Origin of the sequence: Nocardia sp. NPDC004568, assembly GCF_040609955.1 — a bacterium.
In the GTDB taxonomy this organism is placed as follows: Bacteria; Actinomycetota; Actinomycetes; order Mycobacteriales; family Mycobacteriaceae; genus Nocardia.
Genome location: NZ_JBEXLL010000054.1, coordinates 1 through 16,648 on the forward strand (window position 1 = coordinate 1; position 16,648 = coordinate 16,648).

15 protein-coding genes, 1 tRNA gene and 1 other RNA gene are annotated in these 16,648 nt (G+C 69.4%); 10 read left to right on the forward strand and 7 right to left on the reverse strand.

The annotated features are described in order from the left end of the window. Nucleotides 1-247: 247 nt before the first annotated feature. The 4 genes from ABZV91_RS22400 to pgm form a co-directional block, all read right to left on the reverse strand. A tRNA-Ala gene (locus ABZV91_RS22400) sits at nt 248-320 on the reverse strand. Nucleotides 321-414: 94 nt separating this feature from the next. Continuing rightward, on the reverse strand, nt 415-1,152 hold the full coding sequence (locus tag ABZV91_RS22405) for a thioredoxin domain-containing protein (protein ID WP_355244893.1): 738 nt from the start codon (nt 1,150-1,152) through the stop codon (nt 415-417). Between the two features lie 80 nt (nt 1,153-1,232). Then, entirely contained in the window at nt 1,233-2,591 is a 1,359-nt protein-coding gene (locus ABZV91_RS22410) for an MFS transporter (RefSeq protein WP_355245009.1), read from the reverse strand. Between the two features lie 532 nt (nt 2,592-3,123). Next, a complete protein-coding gene (gene pgm / locus ABZV91_RS22415; RefSeq protein ID WP_355244896.1) occupies nt 3,124-4,761 on the reverse strand; it encodes a phosphoglucomutase (alpha-D-glucose-1,6-bisphosphate-dependent) in 1,638 nt (545 codons plus the stop codon). 1,331 nt (nt 4,762-6,092) lie between these two features. Here pgm and ABZV91_RS22420 point away from each other — a divergent pair. Both ABZV91_RS22420 and ABZV91_RS22425 read left to right on the forward strand, forming a co-directional pair. Then, a complete protein-coding gene (locus tag ABZV91_RS22420) occupies nt 6,093-6,581 on the forward strand; it encodes a TetR family transcriptional regulator (protein WP_355244899.1) in 489 nt (162 codons plus the stop codon). A 65-nt stretch (nt 6,582-6,646) separates the two neighbouring features. Further along, a complete protein-coding gene (locus ABZV91_RS22425) occupies nt 6,647-7,975 on the forward strand; it encodes a D-arabinono-1,4-lactone oxidase (protein ID WP_355244902.1) in 1,329 nt (442 codons plus the stop codon). On the opposite strand, the gene ABZV91_RS22430 is transcribed toward ABZV91_RS22425, so the two are convergent. Then, nucleotides 7,940-8,683, reverse strand: coding sequence for a Sir2 family NAD-dependent protein deacetylase (locus ABZV91_RS22430; protein ID WP_355244905.1), 744 nt, complete (start codon nt 8,681-8,683; stop codon nt 7,940-7,942). The two genes, ABZV91_RS22425 and ABZV91_RS22430, sit on opposite strands and share 36 nt — an antisense overlap. Nucleotides 8,684-9,183: 500 nt before the next feature. On the opposite strand from ABZV91_RS22430, the gene ABZV91_RS22435 reads away from it, so the two are divergent. From ABZV91_RS22435 to ssrA, 4 genes are all read left to right on the forward strand, one after another. After that, entirely contained in the window at nt 9,184-9,372 is a 189-nt protein-coding gene (locus tag ABZV91_RS22435; protein ID WP_355244908.1) for a hypothetical protein, read from the forward strand. A gap of 64 nt (nt 9,373-9,436) precedes the next feature. Further along, nucleotides 9,437-9,670 (forward strand): hypothetical protein, encoded by a 234-nt coding sequence (locus tag ABZV91_RS22440; protein WP_355244911.1) that lies wholly within the window; start codon nt 9,437-9,439, stop codon nt 9,668-9,670. Between the two features lie 49 nt (nt 9,671-9,719). Further along, entirely contained in the window at nt 9,720-10,193 is a 474-nt protein-coding gene (smpB, locus tag ABZV91_RS22445) for an SsrA-binding protein SmpB (RefSeq protein ID WP_280399546.1), read from the forward strand. A gap of 86 nt (nt 10,194-10,279) precedes the next feature. Next, nucleotides 10,280-10,648, forward strand: a transfer-messenger RNA (tmRNA) gene (gene ssrA, locus ABZV91_RS22450). Between the two features lie 94 nt (nt 10,649-10,742). On the opposite strand, the gene ABZV91_RS22455 is transcribed toward ssrA, so the two are convergent. After that, nucleotides 10,743-11,960: an MFS transporter gene (locus ABZV91_RS22455; protein WP_355244915.1), complete on the reverse strand. Its 1,218-nt coding sequence runs from the start codon at nt 11,958-11,960 to the stop codon at nt 10,743-10,745. A gap of 108 nt (nt 11,961-12,068) precedes the next feature. Between ABZV91_RS22455 and ABZV91_RS22460 the strand changes: the two genes are divergently transcribed. From ABZV91_RS22460 to ABZV91_RS22475, 4 genes are all read left to right on the forward strand, one after another. Further along, a complete protein-coding gene (locus ABZV91_RS22460) occupies nt 12,069-12,428 on the forward strand; it encodes a helix-turn-helix domain-containing protein (RefSeq protein ID WP_355244918.1) in 360 nt (119 codons plus the stop codon). Nucleotides 12,429-12,561: 133 nt separating this feature from the next. Further along, nucleotides 12,562-13,464 (forward strand): metal-dependent hydrolase, encoded by a 903-nt coding sequence (locus ABZV91_RS22465; RefSeq protein ID WP_355244921.1) that lies wholly within the window; start codon nt 12,562-12,564, stop codon nt 13,462-13,464. A gap of 110 nt (nt 13,465-13,574) precedes the next feature. Further along, the gene (locus tag ABZV91_RS22470; protein WP_355245012.1) at nt 13,575-14,573 is read left to right on the forward strand and encodes a PDR/VanB family oxidoreductase; all 999 of its coding nucleotides are present in this window, start codon (nt 13,575-13,577) and stop codon (nt 14,571-14,573) included. Between the two features lie 25 nt (nt 14,574-14,598). Next, a complete protein-coding gene (locus tag ABZV91_RS22475; RefSeq protein ID WP_355244924.1) occupies nt 14,599-15,597 on the forward strand; it encodes an alpha/beta fold hydrolase in 999 nt (332 codons plus the stop codon). A gap of 15 nt (nt 15,598-15,612) precedes the next feature. Here the strand turns inward: ABZV91_RS22475 and ABZV91_RS22480 are convergent, their stop codons facing one another. After that, a complete protein-coding gene (locus ABZV91_RS22480) occupies nt 15,613-16,602 on the reverse strand; it encodes a YafY family protein (RefSeq protein WP_355244926.1) in 990 nt (329 codons plus the stop codon). Nucleotides 16,603-16,648 lie beyond the last annotated feature (46 nt).

The following is a 16,648-nucleotide window of genomic DNA, read 5'->3' on the forward strand; positions in this document are numbered from 1 at the left end:
CACTCCCGAAGCGTTCCGGCAGCGATGGACACCGACCGAGTTCAACCAACCGCAACTCGCATGATCGGTGGATCCGCCATCGGGGCCCAGTCACCCTCTTCTCGGGGCCGATCAACTACTGCCGACGACTACCTACGACTGCCGACTACTGCGGCTGGCGTGATGCCGTTTCCGGCCTGTGTTGATCGTGCTTGTTGATGGCGTTCGGGCGACTGCCCAAATATTGCCATAACCAGCACATTTCCGGTGGAGCTAAGGGGACTCGAACCCCTGACCCCCACACTGCCAGTGTGGTGCGCTACCAGCTGCGCCATAGCCCCGGATGTCTGCCGCCGGTTCCCCGGCTGCCTGAACGAAGCTACACCACGGGGACGCCGGTAGCCAAATCGCCTGGATTTCGGGTGAACGTCGAGGTCACGGCGCCAGCTGCTGGACCCATTCCGGCTCGTTGACATCGATCTTGGTGGTGCCGTCGAACACACTCGGGGTGGCGGCGGCACCGTCGAGGGCCGCGCTCAGGGTGTCGAGGGTGGCGACGGCCTGGTCGGTCACCTGGCCGCGGCGGGCGCCGCCGGTGAGGCAGTCGCGGGCGGGGCCGGTGGCGCCGGATTCGGTCGCGATGGTGAGCAGTTCGTCGTCGGTGAGTTCGGAGCCTTCGTCCGGCTGGCGGGTGGTGAACAGAGTGTCGTGGAATTTGGAGTAGGTGACGCCGGAACTGGTATCGGCGACGCACTGGAGGGCGGCGATGGCGCGGGTGGAGTAGTCGCCGCTGGACGATTTGGGGTCGAGGAAGTTGACGAAGCGGTAGTGGACGGCGAGTTTTCCCTCGTCCAGCTTCTGTGCGATTTCCTGGCCGTAGAGGGTTTCCAGGGTGCCGCAGGACGGGCACATGGGGTCTTCGTAGATCTCGATCGTCTTGGGCGCCTCGGGGCGGCCGAGCCGGACGCCGCCGTCGCTCTGCAGGGCGGCGGTGACGGCTTCGGTGCGGACCGTGCCGTATCCCTCGTTGCGCACCTCGGCCTCCTGATCGCCGCCCCAGCGGTAGGCGAATACGACGATCAGCGCGATGAGGACCAAGGCCAGCGCACCGAGGGCGTAGGTGGTCCGGTTGGACATCGGCCGGGGGGTGTAATCGGACGGCGAGTTGCTCACCCGACCACTCTGCCGTATCCGGGCGAACCGGTCACGCACGAACCACTCGCGCCGCGGTCAGATGCGGTTCTACGGGCCGCTCACCGCGGTTGAGGGGCCGCTGGGCCTGCGGTTTCCGGGCTGCTCACCGCGGTTGCGCGGCCGGCCGGGCCTGTGGTGGGACCGTCGGCCGAGGTCTTCGACACAGAGATGCCGGAGGGCGCGGAGGCGTTGCCGGGCTCCGGCGCAGCGGGAGCGCGATCCATCGGCTCGGGCACGATCAGCCAGACCAGCGCGGCGACGGCGAGCAGCGAACCGGTGACGGCCAGGCCGGCGCCGTAGGACAGCCGCTGCGCGATGGCACCGACCACGATCGGGCCCAGGACCGTCCCCAGGTCCTGCGACATCTGGAAACCGGCGAGCATGGTGCCGCCGCGCGCGCGATTGCCGATGATATCGCCGACGGCGGCCTGCTGAGCGGGGGTGAGCAAGCCCGATCCGATCCCGGCGGCGAACGAGGTGACCAGCAGCCAGGTCAGATCCGGGGCCAGGCCCAGGCCGGTGGTACCGACCGCGCACACCAGCGCGCCGGAGATCAACAGCGGGCGGCGGCCGTAGCGGTCGGACAGCCGTCCGGAGAAGAACAGCACGGTCGCGTTACCGGCCGCGAACACAGTGAGCGCGACACCGGCCATCCCGGGCGTCTGGCCCAGGACCTCGACCACGAGCAGCGGGACGAGCGCCATCCGGACACCGAACACCGCGGCACCGCTGGCGAAGTTGGAGAACAGGGCCGCCCGGTATTCGGGGCGCGCGAGCCCCTGCCGGAAACTGACGGTGACCGCCTGACGCCCGGTACCGGATTCGGCGAGGTGGGAATCGCGCAGGTTGAAGTAGACGACCGCGACGGCGAGCAGCAGCGCCACGGCATAGATGAGGAACGGGGCGCGCAGACCGAAGCCGGCGAGCGCACCGCCGATCAGCGGCCCGGACAGGCCGCCGATGAGGAAACAGGTGGACCACAGTCCGGTGACCCGACCCCGTTCGGTAGGCGGGGACAGCCGGATCACCAGGGCCATCGACGAGACAGTGAACATGGTCGAGCCGACCCCGCCCAGCGAGCGCAGCACCATCAGCTGCCAGTAGGTCTGAGCGAAGGCGCTCGCGCCGGTGGAGAGCGCCACGATGAGCAGGCCGACCAGGTAGATCCGCCGCTCCCCCAGCAGCTGCACGAGCCGGCCGCTGACCGGCGCGAACAGCAACCGCATGGCGGCGAAGGCGCTCACGATGGCGGAGGCGGCCGCGACCCCCACACCGAAGCTGAGCGCGAACTGCGGCAGCACCGGCGATACCAGGCCGAACCCCATCGCGATACAGAAGGCGGCGCCGATCAGGACCCATATCTCGCTGGGTAGCGGCGGTTTGCCCGAGGTGTTCGCGCGGCGGCGGGCCGGGAGCAGACGCCGGAGTCGCGAGGTTCGCACCGCGGCCTGTCCACCCGTTCCGTACGCGTTCCCGGAGTCGGGTCGATCATCTGCCAGGGCCTCACCACTCACCCCGGCAGTCAACACCGGGGAGGACGCCACAATTCCCCGCGCCGGAGCGGGGATCAGGAGACCGGATCGGCGCGAACCGGGCGCACCGCGGGGCGTGGTGGCCGGTCCCGGCCCTCGGGCCCCCCTCGGCCGGCCCCGCGGTTGCGGGAGACCATTCCTCGACGGCCCGGATTCGGCGAACCCGCACCCTCCGCCCGGTCACACCCCCGTTCTCGGACCCGCCCCGTCGACCGGACCCGACCAACTCCGGCAACCGGCCCCGACCCATCCAACACCCGCAACCGGCCCCGACCAGTCCAGCTTCGGGGCCGGCCCCTCACCGGTCGGCGCGGGTCCCGAGCGCGGGCGTCGGCCCGTTCGCCGATCTCTCGCCCCCGCTCCCCTCCGCCTCGGCACCGGGAACCCCTCCCGCGCCGGCCTCTCGAGGGACCGGCCGCTACCCGTCGGCCAGAACCCGCCCGACCATCTCCCGGGCCGCTTCCTGGACTTGCGTGAGGTGTTCGGCGCCGTGGAAGGACTCGGCGTAGATCTTGTACTTGTTCTCGGTGCCCGAGGGTCGCGCGGCGAACCAGGCGTTCTCGGTGCTCACCTTGAGTCCGCCCAGCGCCGCGCCGTTGCCGCGGGCCCGGGTGGCGACCTCGGTGATGGGCTCGCCCGCGATTTCGTCGCCGGTCACCTGGTCGGGGCTGAGACCGGCGAGCAGTTTCTTCTGGGCGGGGTCGGCCGGAGCATCGATCCGGGCGTAGGCGGGACTGCCGTAGCGGCGTTCCAGTTCGTGGTAGCGGGTCGAGGGACTCTGCCCGGTGACCGCGGCGATCTCGGCGGCCAGCAGGGCAAGCAGGATGCCGTCCTTCTCGGTGGTCCACACGGTTCCGTCCATTCGCAGGAACGACGCGCCCGCGCTCTCCTCACCACCGAACGCGAGGCTTCCGCTGAACAACCCCGGAACGAACCATTTGAACCCGACCGGCACCTCGTACACATCACGGCCCAGCACGCTCACCACCCGGTCGATCATCGAGGAGGTGACGGCGGTCTTTCCGATCTTGGTGAGCGCGTCCCAGCCCCGCCGGTTGGCCACCAGGTATTCGATGGCCACCGCGAGGAAATGGTTCGGGTTCATCAGGCCGCCGTCGGGGGTGACGATGCCGTGCCGGTCGGCGTCGGCGTCGTTGCCGGTGGAGATGTCGTAATCGTCGCGAATCGCCACCAGCGAGGCCATGGCGTGCGGGGACGAGGGGTCCATCCGGATCTGACCGTCGCTGTCGAGCGTCATGAACCGCCAGGTGGGGTCCACGCTCGGGTTCACCACTTCGAGGTCGAGGTCGTAGCGCTGACCGATCTCCTCCCAGTAGTCGACACTGGCGCCGCCCATGGGGTCGGCGCCGAGCCGGATCCCCGCGCCCCGGACGGCGTCGAGGTTCAGTACCGCCGGGAGGTCGGCGATGTAGTGATCGAGGTAGTCGTAGCGCTGTACCGAGTCCATCGCCCGGATGAGCGGGGCACGCTTCACCCCGGCCAGGCCGCCGCGCAGTAGTTCGTTGGCGCGTTCGGCGATGCTGTCGGTGGCGCCGGTATCGGCGGGGCCGCCGTGCGGGGGGTTGTATTTGATACCGCCGTCGCGCGGCGGGTTGTGGGACGGGGTCACCACGATGCCGTCGGCCTGGGCCCGGGCGCCGTCCCGGTTGTGGCGCACCACCGCATGGCTGAGCGCCGGCGTCGGCGTGTAGCGGCCGCGGGCATCGACCACGGCGCCGATGTCATTGCCGGCCAGCACTTCCAGGACCGTGGTCCACGCGGGTTCGGATAGCGCGTGGGTGTCGCGGGCGAGATAGACCGGTCCGGTGATGCCCCGGGTCGCCCGGTATTCGACCACCGCCTGGGTGATGGCCAGGATATGCGCCTCGTTGAAGGTGCCGTCCAGACTCGAACCGCGGTGTCCGGAGGTACCGAAGATCACTCGCTGAGTGGGTTCGGCCGGGTCGGGCACCCGGCTGTAGTACGCGGTCACCAGCCCCGGAACATCCACCAGATCGCCGGGGCGGGCGGGCCGTCCGGCTCGATTGTGGGCCATGCTCGGGTCTCCCTTCGTGGTCGGCCGCACGCGGCTGGTCATCGTGATCACCGGAACGGCCCCGCGGCCGCGGTGGCGAGAGATACCGCGCCGAGACCGATCCCGCCGGCGCGCACAGTGTTACCGAGCCCCTGTGTGCGGGCGTGACCGGTGGCGAGCCCGATCCTCTCGTGGACCGGGCGGTCCGAAGCGGCGAGCGCAGCACGGGATCCGAGACCCGCACCTGCCGCCGTTCGCATCACCTCCGCCTCGTCGCGGGCACCCGGTACCGCCGAGCACACAATGTTAACCGTCGATGACCCCTGGGGCAGAGGGGAATCGGTGCTCGCGATACCCGTGCGAACCGGTGCGGACCGAACCGGAGTACCGGCTGTCCCACCGGCGACCGCCGACCCCCCGGTCATCGCGCGCATCCCGGGCGCGCCACCCCGACCGGCGATCCGGACCTTCCCGACACCCTCATGACCCGACCCCTCTCGCTCGTACCGTACTGCGTTCCGCTCGTGCCGTACTGCGTTGCCACGCCGTGCCTTCCGGCCGCCGCACCGGTGGCCGCACCGGGCCGCGACGACAGCAGGGTCGGCACGCCACCACTCGGCGCGGACCCGACACCGGCGGCTCCCGGTCCGAGCAGTGTACGAACCCGGCCGGGGTGGCCGGAAAGGGTGGTGAACCCTGCCGACAGTGCGGCACCGCTAATCCCACAGTCGGTCCGATGCGGGCCTCGATACCGATGACCAGCACGTACCGTCCTATAGGGAAAGGGAGCCGGCCGCCGAGGAACGGCCGAATAGGCGGGCCCGCAACCGCTCCCGCGCATGCCGCCGGATGTCCGGGCCGGGTTCCGGGCAGGCCGGCCCGGCGGCGGGAACGCACCGCGCGCGTTCGCGCGATGCGTTCCGCGATCCCGGGGTCGGGGCCGGCACCGGCGTTCTCGTGGATGTATCGATGGCGATGCCGCGGTGTACCCGCGTTTCGGCGGTCGCCCCGCGAACCGGGGTGCGGTGGCGGCGTGTTCGGACGGCATCCGCGTGACCTTCCGGTCGCCGGACACCGGTGCCCACGGATTGCGCGGGAGTCGAATCGCCCGGATCGAAACCGATTTCGGTTAATTCGTAACTTGCTACCATTCCGGATGTGAATCTCGCCACCACCGGTCCCCGGACGCGCCGGCTCCGGATCGATGCGGCGCGAAACCAGCAGCGGATCGTCGAGGCCGCACGCGAGTTGTTCGCCGACCGCGGCCTGGACATCACGCTCGACGATGTGGCCGGACGCGCCGGAGTCGGAGTGGGGACGGTCTATCGGAGATTCGCCAACAAGCGGGAACTGTGGCCGAGGTCTTCGCCGGACACATCCGCGAATTCGCCGCGGCCACCGAGGAGGCGCTCACCGCCCGGGACCCGTGGGAGGGGCTGGTGCGGTTGTTCGAGTACGCCTGCCGCCGGATGGCGACCAATCGCGGCCTCAGCGAGGTCGTGCTCGATTCGGTCGACGGGCCGGCCCGTTTCGGCTGCGCGGGCGAGGAGCTGGGCCCGGCGGTCGCGGCGGTGATGGAGCGCGCCCGGGCGGCCGGGGTGGTGCAGCCGGATATCGAGGCGACCGATCTCTTCGCGCTGATCTATATGGTCGATGCGCTGGCCGAGTTCGCCCGGCCCGTAGATTCCGATATCTGGCGGCGTTATATGGAGATCGCCCTGAACGGTATCCGGGCCGGGAGTTCGCCACCGCAGCCGCTGACGGTGAACGCGCTCAGTCTGGCCGAGGTCGAGCAGGCCAAGGCCGCCGGACCGGGCCCGCTGCCGATCCGCCGGCGCTGACCCCGCGTTTCGATTTCTCCGCGCTTTCTCCCCATCGACCGCACTCTTCCCCTAGAGTTGGACGGGTGACCAAGTTATGGGTGAACTGGGCCGGTGATCAGCAGTGCACACCGGCTCGCCTGTGCGCGCCGCGCGATCACGCGGAACTGTCCGCCGAACTCGCCCGCGCGGCGGAGGCCGGGCACCGGGTCCGCGTGGCGGGTTCGGGTCACTCGTTCACCGACACCTGCCTCACCGACGGCCTGCTGCTCGACCTGTCCCGGATGAACCGCGTTCTCGAGGCGGACCCGGCGACCGGCCTGGCCCGGGTGCAGGCGGGGACGACCCTGGCGGCACTGAACGCCCGGCTCGACGAGTACGGCCTGGCCTTCCCCAACCTGGGCGATATCGATGTCCAGACCATCGCCGGCGCCACCGCCACCGGAACCCACGGCACCGGCGGCCGGCTACCCAATATCTCCGCCGCCCTGCACGCGGTGGAACTGATGACGGCCGACGGCCGTATCGTCGAACTGAGCGAGGCGTCCGACCCACAGGCCTGGCGCGCCGCCCGGGTGGGACTGGGCGCGCTGGGCGTGGTCACCGCGTTCACCCTGGAACTCGTCCCCTCCTTCGTCCTCGAAGGCGTCGAACGCCCGGTCCCGGTCGACGAAGTAATGGCCGATCTGGACGCCTATATCGACGCTAACGACCATTTCGAGTTCTACATGTTCGCGCACAGCCCGATCGCCATGACCAAACGCAACAACCGCGTCGATCTCCCCGCCGCGCCGCGACCCGGACCGGTGGACTGGTTCGCCGATATCCTGTTGTCCAACCACGCCTTCGACGCGCTGTGCCGGCTCGCCCGCCGCCGGCCCGGGCTCATTCCGTGGATCCAGCGCGGCGCCGCCTACGCGGGCAGCTACCGCCGCCAGGTCGATCGGTCCTACCGGGTGTTCACCAGTCCCCGGTTGTTCCGCTTCACCGAGATGGAATACGCGATCCCCCGTGAGCACTCGGTCACGGCGATCCGGGAGATCAAAGAGACCGCGCGGCGGTTCGACAGCCCGATGCCGATCGAGGTGCGCTGGGTGGCGGGGGACGACGCGTTCCTCTCGCCCGCGGGCGGCCGCGCCACCTGCTATATCGCTGTCCACCAGTACCAGGGCATGGACCACGAGCCGTTCTTCCGCGCCTGCGAGGCGATCTTCGACCGCTACGACGGCCGTCCGCACTGGGGCAAACGCCACTACCAGACAGCGGAGACACTGCGCGACCGCTACCCCGACTGGGACCGCTTCGCGGCGGTGCGCCGCCGCTACGATCCCGACGGCCGGTTCGCCAACGCCTATCTGGACCGGGTCCTCGGGCCGGTTTCAGCGACCGAGGATGCGATCGACCAGCGCCGGTAGCGCGGTGCCGATGGGTTCGCGGACGACCTCGCTCGCGAGCGAATCGTAGGGCGTGGGTTCGGCGTTGACGATGACGAGATCGGCGCCGGCCGATACCGCCCGTCCGCACAGCGAGGCCGCCGGCTCCACCTGCAACGAGGTACCGACCGCCAGGAAGATCTCGGCCGTCTCGGCGGCCAGCGTCGCTTTGATCAGCGTGCGGTGATCGAGCGCCTGGCCGAACATGATGACATCGGCCTTGAGGATGCCGCCGCATATCGGGCAGGGCGGATCCGCCTCACCGGCGGCCACCCGCTCGAGCGTGGTGGCCATGGTGGCGGTGTAGTCGCACTGCACACAGACCACGTCGAACATGTTGCCGTGGATCTCCACCACCCGCTGCGGGGCGGAACCGGCGCGCTGATGCAGTCTGTCGATGTTCTGGGTGACGATGGTGAGTGCCCGGCCGGCCCGTTCGAGGTCCACCAGCGCGCGGTGGGCGCCGTTCGGTTCCGCCGCCCACGCGGGATTGTCTCGGCGGGCGAGCCAGGACTTCTCACGCAGCGCCGGATCGGCCAGATAGTGGTCGTAGGTCGACAGCAGTTCGGCGATGGGGTCTTCGGTCCAGACTCCGCGAGGCCCGCGGAAATCGGGGATACCGCTGTCGGTGGAGATCCCGGCGCCGGTCAACGCCGCGATCCGTCCGGTGCGCGCGTACCACTCGGTCACCGCTCCGCCTCCGGCCCGCCGCGCATCGCGCGGGACAGCGTCACCCGAGGGGTTGGTTCATCCATGTCCCGAGCTTAGGCAGCCGTCGCCGCGCCCGGCACGGGACGGTCGGCGAAGCATCCCTGGCTAATCATTAGCAAACAGTTTGCTGCATTCCGATTCGGCCTCCCGACCCCAGAGAGCCCCCTGGTTGCGATAATCGACAGTAAACCGACCTCGGGTCTTTTATCAGTGGTTTTTACCGGAAGATCACGAGCTCATCGCACTTTTCGACGCTGTCACCGGCCACGCTGTGACGGCCATCTCTTGATTTGCTGAGCGGTATCCAGCAGGAGATTTCTCCGTTACTGTTAACCCATCCACACCGCCACCGAAACGGAGGTTCTGCCATGGCTCGCCACCGCATTCCCCGTCCGGCGGACCCGCGGGTCGGATACCACATACCGAGCGATTACGGCAGTCACGGTTTGGTAACCCACGCCGCCGGGTACTCGGAAGACATGACAGCACTGCGTAACCGACCCACCCGGATCGCCGGCATGGAATGGGGCACCGCACTGCTGGCCCTCGCCACGTGCCTCATCTTCAGCACCAGCATCGCCGCCATCACCCAATCCCTCCCCACCGCCCTGATCGCCACGGCCAGTATTCTCGTCGGCCTCGGCATCACGCTGCGGATCCTGAGATAAGCTCACTGCCCCGAAATCGCGTGCCCCGCCCGCGAATATCTGCCCGCACGGCTAGTCTGCGAGCATGGTATCCGGGGACGGGTCCGACGACACCATCGGCGGAGACGGCGGCGGTTCCCCCGGCGAAGCCGCCGATGGGCCGCAGCGGGGCCGGAGCGCGGACCCGGCGGTCGAGAGCAGCTGGCTCGATCGCCGAGCCCGCCCGCACCCCACCGGTAGGCCGCGACTCTCCACCGTCCTGCTGGTCATCGCCTTCGTCGCCGTGCTGGTTCTGTACCTGATCCTGCAACCCGGCTGACCAGCGGCCGGGAATAATCCGGTTGCCGCGGCCGCTTAAGGTGGTCGTTATGAAGGAGAAGGGGCGCAAGGTCATCGCGACCAACCGCCGGGCACGGCACAACTACACGATCCTGGACACCTACGAGGCCGGGATCGCGTTGGTCGGTACCGAGGTCAAGAGTCTGCGTGAGGGCAAGGCCTCATTGGTGGACGCCTTCGCGACCGTGGACAACGGCGAAGTATGGCTGCGAGGCCTGCACATTCCCGAGTTCAGCCACGGCACCTGGACCAACCACGCACCGCGCCGGGTCCGGAAACTGCTGCTGCACAAGCGGGAGATCGAACGCCTGGTGGGCAAATCGCGCGAGGGCAACCAGACCCTCGTCCCACTGTCGATGTACTTCTCCGACGGCAAGGTGAAGGTGGAGCTCGCCCTCGCCAAGGGCAAGCAGGATTACGACAAACGGCAGGATCTGGCCCGCAGGACCGCCGAACGCGAGGTCACCCGGGAGATCGGCCGCCGAATCAAGGGCATGCGCTGAGCAGCCGGGGCGCGGCCGGAAAACGGGAATGAACCACGGTGGGTCAGGTGTTAACATGACTAGCCCGGCAAGGTGCCGGGACGTACGGGGCTGAACGGTTTCGACTGCGTACGTAGATTCAGGGGAAGCGTGTCGGTGCAGGCAAGAGACCACCGTAAGCGTCGTTGCAACCAATTAAGCGCCGATTCCAATCAGCGCGAGTACGCTCTCGCTGCCTAAGCGATAGCGTCTCTGTCGGCCCGAGGTTCGCCCTCGGCTTCGGTGCCGGCATCAGCTAGAGGGCTCACCGCGCGACTCGGTCGCGGAGTAGTGCGGGACATCCAACAGCGACTGGGATCGTCATCCCGGCTTGTTCGCGAGACCGGGAGATCCGAGTAGAGGCACAGCGAACTGCACACGGAGAAGCCTTGATGAAGCGGCGGAGGACCCGGGTTCGATTCCCGGCAGCTCCACGAAAGGCCCGCAGGTCACAGACCTGCGGGCCTTTGTCTTTCCGGTGGATTCCGGGACCGCCCGCCCGGCCGCGTCGCCGCGGTCGGAATCCGGCGGCTACTCGGGCACGGCCCGCGGCCCGGCCACCACGAGCACCCCTCCGGCCAGCGCGACGGTCGCGGCGACCAGCGCGAAAAGGGTCACGCCCGCGGCGAAACCGAGACGGTCGCTGAGGAAGCCCAGGGCCAGGATCAGCAGACCGGCGAAGGCGTAGGCGCCGATATTGAGTGCCGCGTTGGCCTCGGCCAGCCGCCCGGGCTGGATATCGGCATTGAGCAGGGCCAATCCGCCGAGCATTCCCGGACCGTAGGCGGCCCCGGCCAGGGCCGCGGCGACGGTCAACCCGGCCACCGAGGAGGTGTCGACCGCGACGACCAGCGCGGCGACGCAGACGATCGTGCCGGTCACCGAGATCAGCAGCAGCCGGCGCACCGGGAGGCCGCGCAGCGCGAACTGACTGCCGGTGGCGACGGCGAAGGACAGGCAGGCCAGTGCCCCGGCGACGATCCGGTTGGTCGTGCCGAGCAGCTCCGACAGCAGCGACGGTGCCAGCGAGAGCATGAACGCCGTCGTGGACAGCGCGGATCCCGCCACGGTGACGGCGACGAGCAGCTGCCGCCGGTTCGGACGCGGCACCCGGGGCAGCCGGATCCACGCCGCGCCGTCCCCGGCGCCGGCGCGGGGAATCGGCACCAGCGCGACGATGGCCAGGGCCACCACCAGAAACAGGGTTTCGAGCAGGAAGACGGTGACCGTCGGGCCCGGCAGGGTCTCGGAGAGGATCCCGCCCAGCAGCGGGCCCAGCCCGGTACCCACCGCGATTCCGACAGCGCCGGCCAGCGCCGCGGATCGGGTGCGGGCCGGGCCCGCGATATCGGTCACCGCGGCCACACCCGCGGAAACCATGGCGCCGCTGGCGATACCGGTCAGCGTGCGTGCCACGAACAGGGCCGAGATGCTCGGCGCGGCGGCGAAGATCAACCCGGCGGTGATCGCCAGCACGAGGGCGGGCACCAGCACCGCCTTTCGGCCCAGCCGGTCCGAGGCGACTCCGGCGACCATGAGGGCGACGGCCATCGCGGCCATGTAGCAGCAGAACACCGCGGTGAGAGTGCTTTTGCCGAAACCGAATTCATCCTGCCAGAGCACATACAGCGGGGTCGCCGCATTGGCGAGGACGAAGACCGCGGCGATCGGCCAGGCGGCCGACCAGATACGCAGACGCACGCGGCGCTCCTCCGGCGCGCGGGCATCGAGGACGGCGGTGACGGCCATGGTGCGCTCCTGACTCATGTACGAGTTTTCTCGAACAAGTACGAACAGAGTCGAACTGTAGCATCCAGTACGATAATTGTCGTACTTGATGCCGAGCAGAGGAGCACCGTGCCGGATACCACCACCCCATCGGGCCGCACCGAGACACCCGGCGAGCTGCTTCCCGAGCCCACGCGCGCGGAACTACGGCTGGAGACCGTGCTGGCCGCACTGAGCGACCCGCTCCGACTCGGCATTGTGCGCGCGTACTACCTCGACTCGGGCGGCGTACCGCAGGCCTGCGGCTGGCTCGAGATCGATCGGCCGAAATCGACGCGCACGCACCACTGGCGGGTACTGCGGGAGGCGGGGCTCATCCGGCAGTGGCAGCACGGACTGGAACGTCGCAATGTGGTGCGCGTCGAGGATCTCGAGGCGCGATTCCCGGGCCTGCTGAACCTGGTCGCCGACTGGAAGCCGTCGGACTGACCCTCGGCGCGAAGGTATTCCCGTTACCCATCTTTTCTGTAACTCATCGTTGCACTAATGTGTATCATCGCAAGTGCCGGTGAATCCGTCGCGACGCGTCGCCGCTGATACCGGTGACGATCGAGGAGGATCGATGAGGCTGTTCGGCAGAGACGCCCCCACCCGGGCGACCGACCCGGGAGACGTCGCGTTGCACGCGCGGGATGTGCGCTTCGACTGGGCCGAGATCCCGCTGCACTGGATGGCCGCCGAACCCATCGCCTCCCATGTGATGAACTCGCTCAACCTCCTGCTGCCCGAGGGCGAACGCAGCTTCCTGACCACTTTCGGCGAAGCCCTGCCGTTCGTGCGGGACGAGAAACTGCGCGAGGACATGCTCGGCTTCATCGGCCAGGAGTCGATGCACGCCGAAACCCACGCGGGCTCCCACGACATGCTGCTCACCGCCAACGGTATCGATCCGCGGCCGTTCCTGCAGCAGGCGGAGTACCTCTTCCGTAAGACCGTCGGCCCCCGGCAGAGCACCCGCACACGGGCCGGGCGCCAGCAACTGGTCGACCGGCTCGGGGTCATCGCGTCACTGGAACACTTCTTCGCGTTCCTCGGCGACTGGGTGCTCAACAGCGATCTGGAACGATTCGACGCCGACCCGCGCATGCTCGATCTGTACCGCTGGCACGGTGCCGAAGAGGTGGAACACCGCAATGTGGCCCACGACGTCGCCGAATATTTCGGCGTGGGCTATTTCCGGCGCGGCGCACTGATGCTGCTGGTCTTCCCGTCGTTCCTGGTGCTGCTGGTGCGCGGCACGAAATATCTGGTGCGGCGGGACCCGTCCCTGCCCGACCTGGGCTATCCGCGGCTGCTGCTGGGTATCTTCGGCGCGATGCGGCGCGATGCTCTGCCCGGCATCCCCGCGCTGCTGATCAGTGCCCTGTCGACGTTCCGGCCGGGATACAGCCCGGAATCGGTCGGCTCCACTGCGCAGGCGATCGCCTATCTGGCGCAATCCCCGGCCGCCCGGGCGGCCTCGTGACCCTCGCCGACCCGCATCCGGCGACAGCGCTTCCGCTGCCGGCCGATCTGTACGGCAGGCCGCGTCGCGACCGGACCCTGCGCCTGCTCGACGCCGTGGTGGACGCACGCATGCGCTGGACCGCTCTCACCAATCGGCGCGAGCTGACGCCGCGAGCCGACGACGGGCGGATCAGGGTCCGCGTCGTCGAGCGGCAGATCCGCGCGCACGACAACGATGTGGTGAGTCTGCGGCTGGCCGCCGCCGACGGCCGGGATCTGCCCAGGTGGCGGCCCGGCGCACATCTGGACGTGGAACTGCCCTCCGGCCGGCTGCGCCAGTACTCGCTGTGCGGGGACCCGGCCGATACCCGGACCTACCGGATCGCGGTCCGGCGCATCCCCGGCGGCGGCTCCGAGGAGGTGCACCGGGCGATAGCGGCCGGGGCCGCGCTGGTGGTGCGGGGCCCGCGTAACGCGTTTCCGTTCGCGGTACCCGGTCACGGATCTCCGGCCGGCCGGCTGCGTTTCGTGGCCGGGGGTATCGGTATCACCCCGATTCTGCCGATGATGCGGCTGGCGGATTCGCTCGGCATCGACTGGACCATGGTGTACACCGGACGCGCCCGCGAGACCCTGCCCTTCCTCGACGAGGTCGAACGCTTCGGCGGCCGGGTCACCGTGCGCACCGACGACCGGTCCGGGCTGCCCACGGGCGCCGAACTGGTGGACGGGGTACGCCGGGGCACCGCGGTGTACTGCTGCGGTCCGGCACCGATGGTCGGCGCCGTCGCCGCCGCCCTGCGCGGGATACCCGGTGTGGAACTGCATTCCGAGCGGTTCTCGGCACCGCCGATCGTGGACGGTGCGCCGTTCGAGATCGAATTGGCCCGCAGCGGTGAGGTGCTCGCTGTCCCGGCCGACCGCTCCGCTCTGGACGTACTGCTGGCGCACCGTCCCGACCAGCCGTACTCGTGCCGCCAGGGTTTCTGCCGCACCTGCCGGGTACGGGTCCTCTCCGGTGCCCCCGACCACCGCGATTCCGTCCTGTCCCCCGCCGAGCGTGCCGCCGGTGACCTGCTCGCGTGCGTATCGCGCGGTGCGGGTGACCGTCTGTTACTAGACCTCTAGCAATCCCGAGAACCGAGGAGCAAGCGTGACCGAAACCGGCAACGAACCCGTCGCGACCCGGCGCACGGTGCGCAACGGCGCCTTCGACCTCGCGGTCTACGAATACGGCGACCCCGCCGCAGACACCGTGGTGCTGGTCCACGGCTGGCCCGATTCGAACCACCTGTGGCACAGCGTGATCCCGCTGCTGGCCGGGCGTTTCCATGTGGTCGCCTACGATACCCGCGGCCACGGGGCCTCGACCCGCACCGGCCGGGTCGCCGATTTCCGGCTCGCGGAACTGGCCGCGGATTTCTTCGCGGTCGCCGACGCGGTCAGCCCCGAGCGGCCGGTCCACGTGCTCGCGCACGACTGGGGTTCGGTCCAGGTCTGGGAGGCGGTCTGCGAACCGCGGGCGGTCGGGCGCATCGCCTCGTTCACCTCGGTCTCCGGCCCCAACCTCGACCACCTGGGTAAATGGGTGCGCGACCGGCTCGGCCGGCCCGGCCCGCGCAATATCTGGCAGCCGTTCACCCAGCTGCTGTCCTCGGCCTACACCGGATTCTTCATGACCCCCGGCCTGCCGCGGCTGGCGTTCGGCCTGCTCGCCACCGAGCAGCGCTGGCGCCGGGTCATCCAGCTGATGAACGACACCGCCGCCTCGACGATCTTCTTCGGCCCGACGTTGAAGCGGGATATGGTCGACGGCCTGCTCATCTATCGCGCGAATATCCTCCCGCACCTGCTGAACCCGCGCGAACGAACCACCGATGTACCGGTCCAGCTCATCGTCGCCGGTCGCGATATCGCGGTGCGACCGGCCGGTTACGACGATACGAGCCGATGGGTCTCGCGGTTGTGGCGCCGCGACGTTCCCGCCGGCCACTGGATGCCCTTCTCCCATCCGGCGTTATTGGCCACCGCCACCACGGAATTCGTGGACGCGCTCCGTGACGGCGAGGTCGCCGCGGGGGTCACCGAGCCGAAGGCCCGCAGACAGCCCTCCCGTCGATTGCGCGCGGTCGGGCCCACCGGCACCGACTGATCCGCGCCGGACCGCTCACGACGCGGCCGGCGGTACGGCGGGACCGGGGGCGGCGCGCCGGAAGCGTTCTCCCCAGACCCGGATGTGCTCGATCAGTTCCGGGGGTTCGAGAACCTGGAATTCGGCGTCGAGTGATCCCAGCGACAGAGTGGGCCAGTCCAGCGAGTCGGTGGTCATCGAGACCCGGCAGCGGCCCGCGTCGACCTCCTCTACGCTGCCCCAGCGCCCGAGACGCTGCCGGACCGACTCCGCCGGGGCGTCGACCAGCGCCACTATCCGCTGCAGATGCGGCATATTGTCCACGCCGGAACGGACGAATTCCGCGGCGTCCGCGGTGGGCAGTTCCCGGGAACGGAAACGTGAGCCGTCACCCGCGGGATCGGTGAGGCGATCGACCCGGAAGCTGCGCCAATCGTGGCGGGTCAGGTCGAACGCCACCAGATACCAGCGCCGGCCCAGGGCGACCAGGCGGTGCGGTTCGACGTGCCGAACGCTTTGCCGGCCGTCGGCGGCGGTGTAGGTGAAACGCAACCGCTCGCTGTCGCGGCAGGTCAGGGCCACCGCGGCGAGGGCCGCCGGATCGGGGGCGGCCGCCGAGCGGCCGCCGCCCCAGTCCGCGGGCACGGTCATGGCCCGGATCGCCTCGACCCGCTTGCGCAGCCGGGGCGGCATCACCTGCACCACTTTCGCCAGGGCGCGGACCGAGGACTCCGCGACGTCCTCCACCATGCCCTGCATCGCGAATTGGAGTCCGACCACCAGCGCCACGGCCTCGTCGTCGTCGACCATCAGCGGCGGCAGGGCCGCCCCGGCGGCGAGCTGATAGCCACCGTCGACACCGCGTTGCGCTTCCACCGGGTATCCCAGGCCGCGCAACCGGTCGATATCGCGCCGCAGCGTCCGCGGCGAGACCTCCAGCCGCTGTGCCAGCTCGGTACCGGGCCAGTATTTGTGGGTCTGCAAGAGTGACAGCAGGCGCAACGTCCGCATGCTCGTATCGGCCATACCGTCGATTGTTCTCGAATTGCGGTCGATATGTGACCGCTGGCCC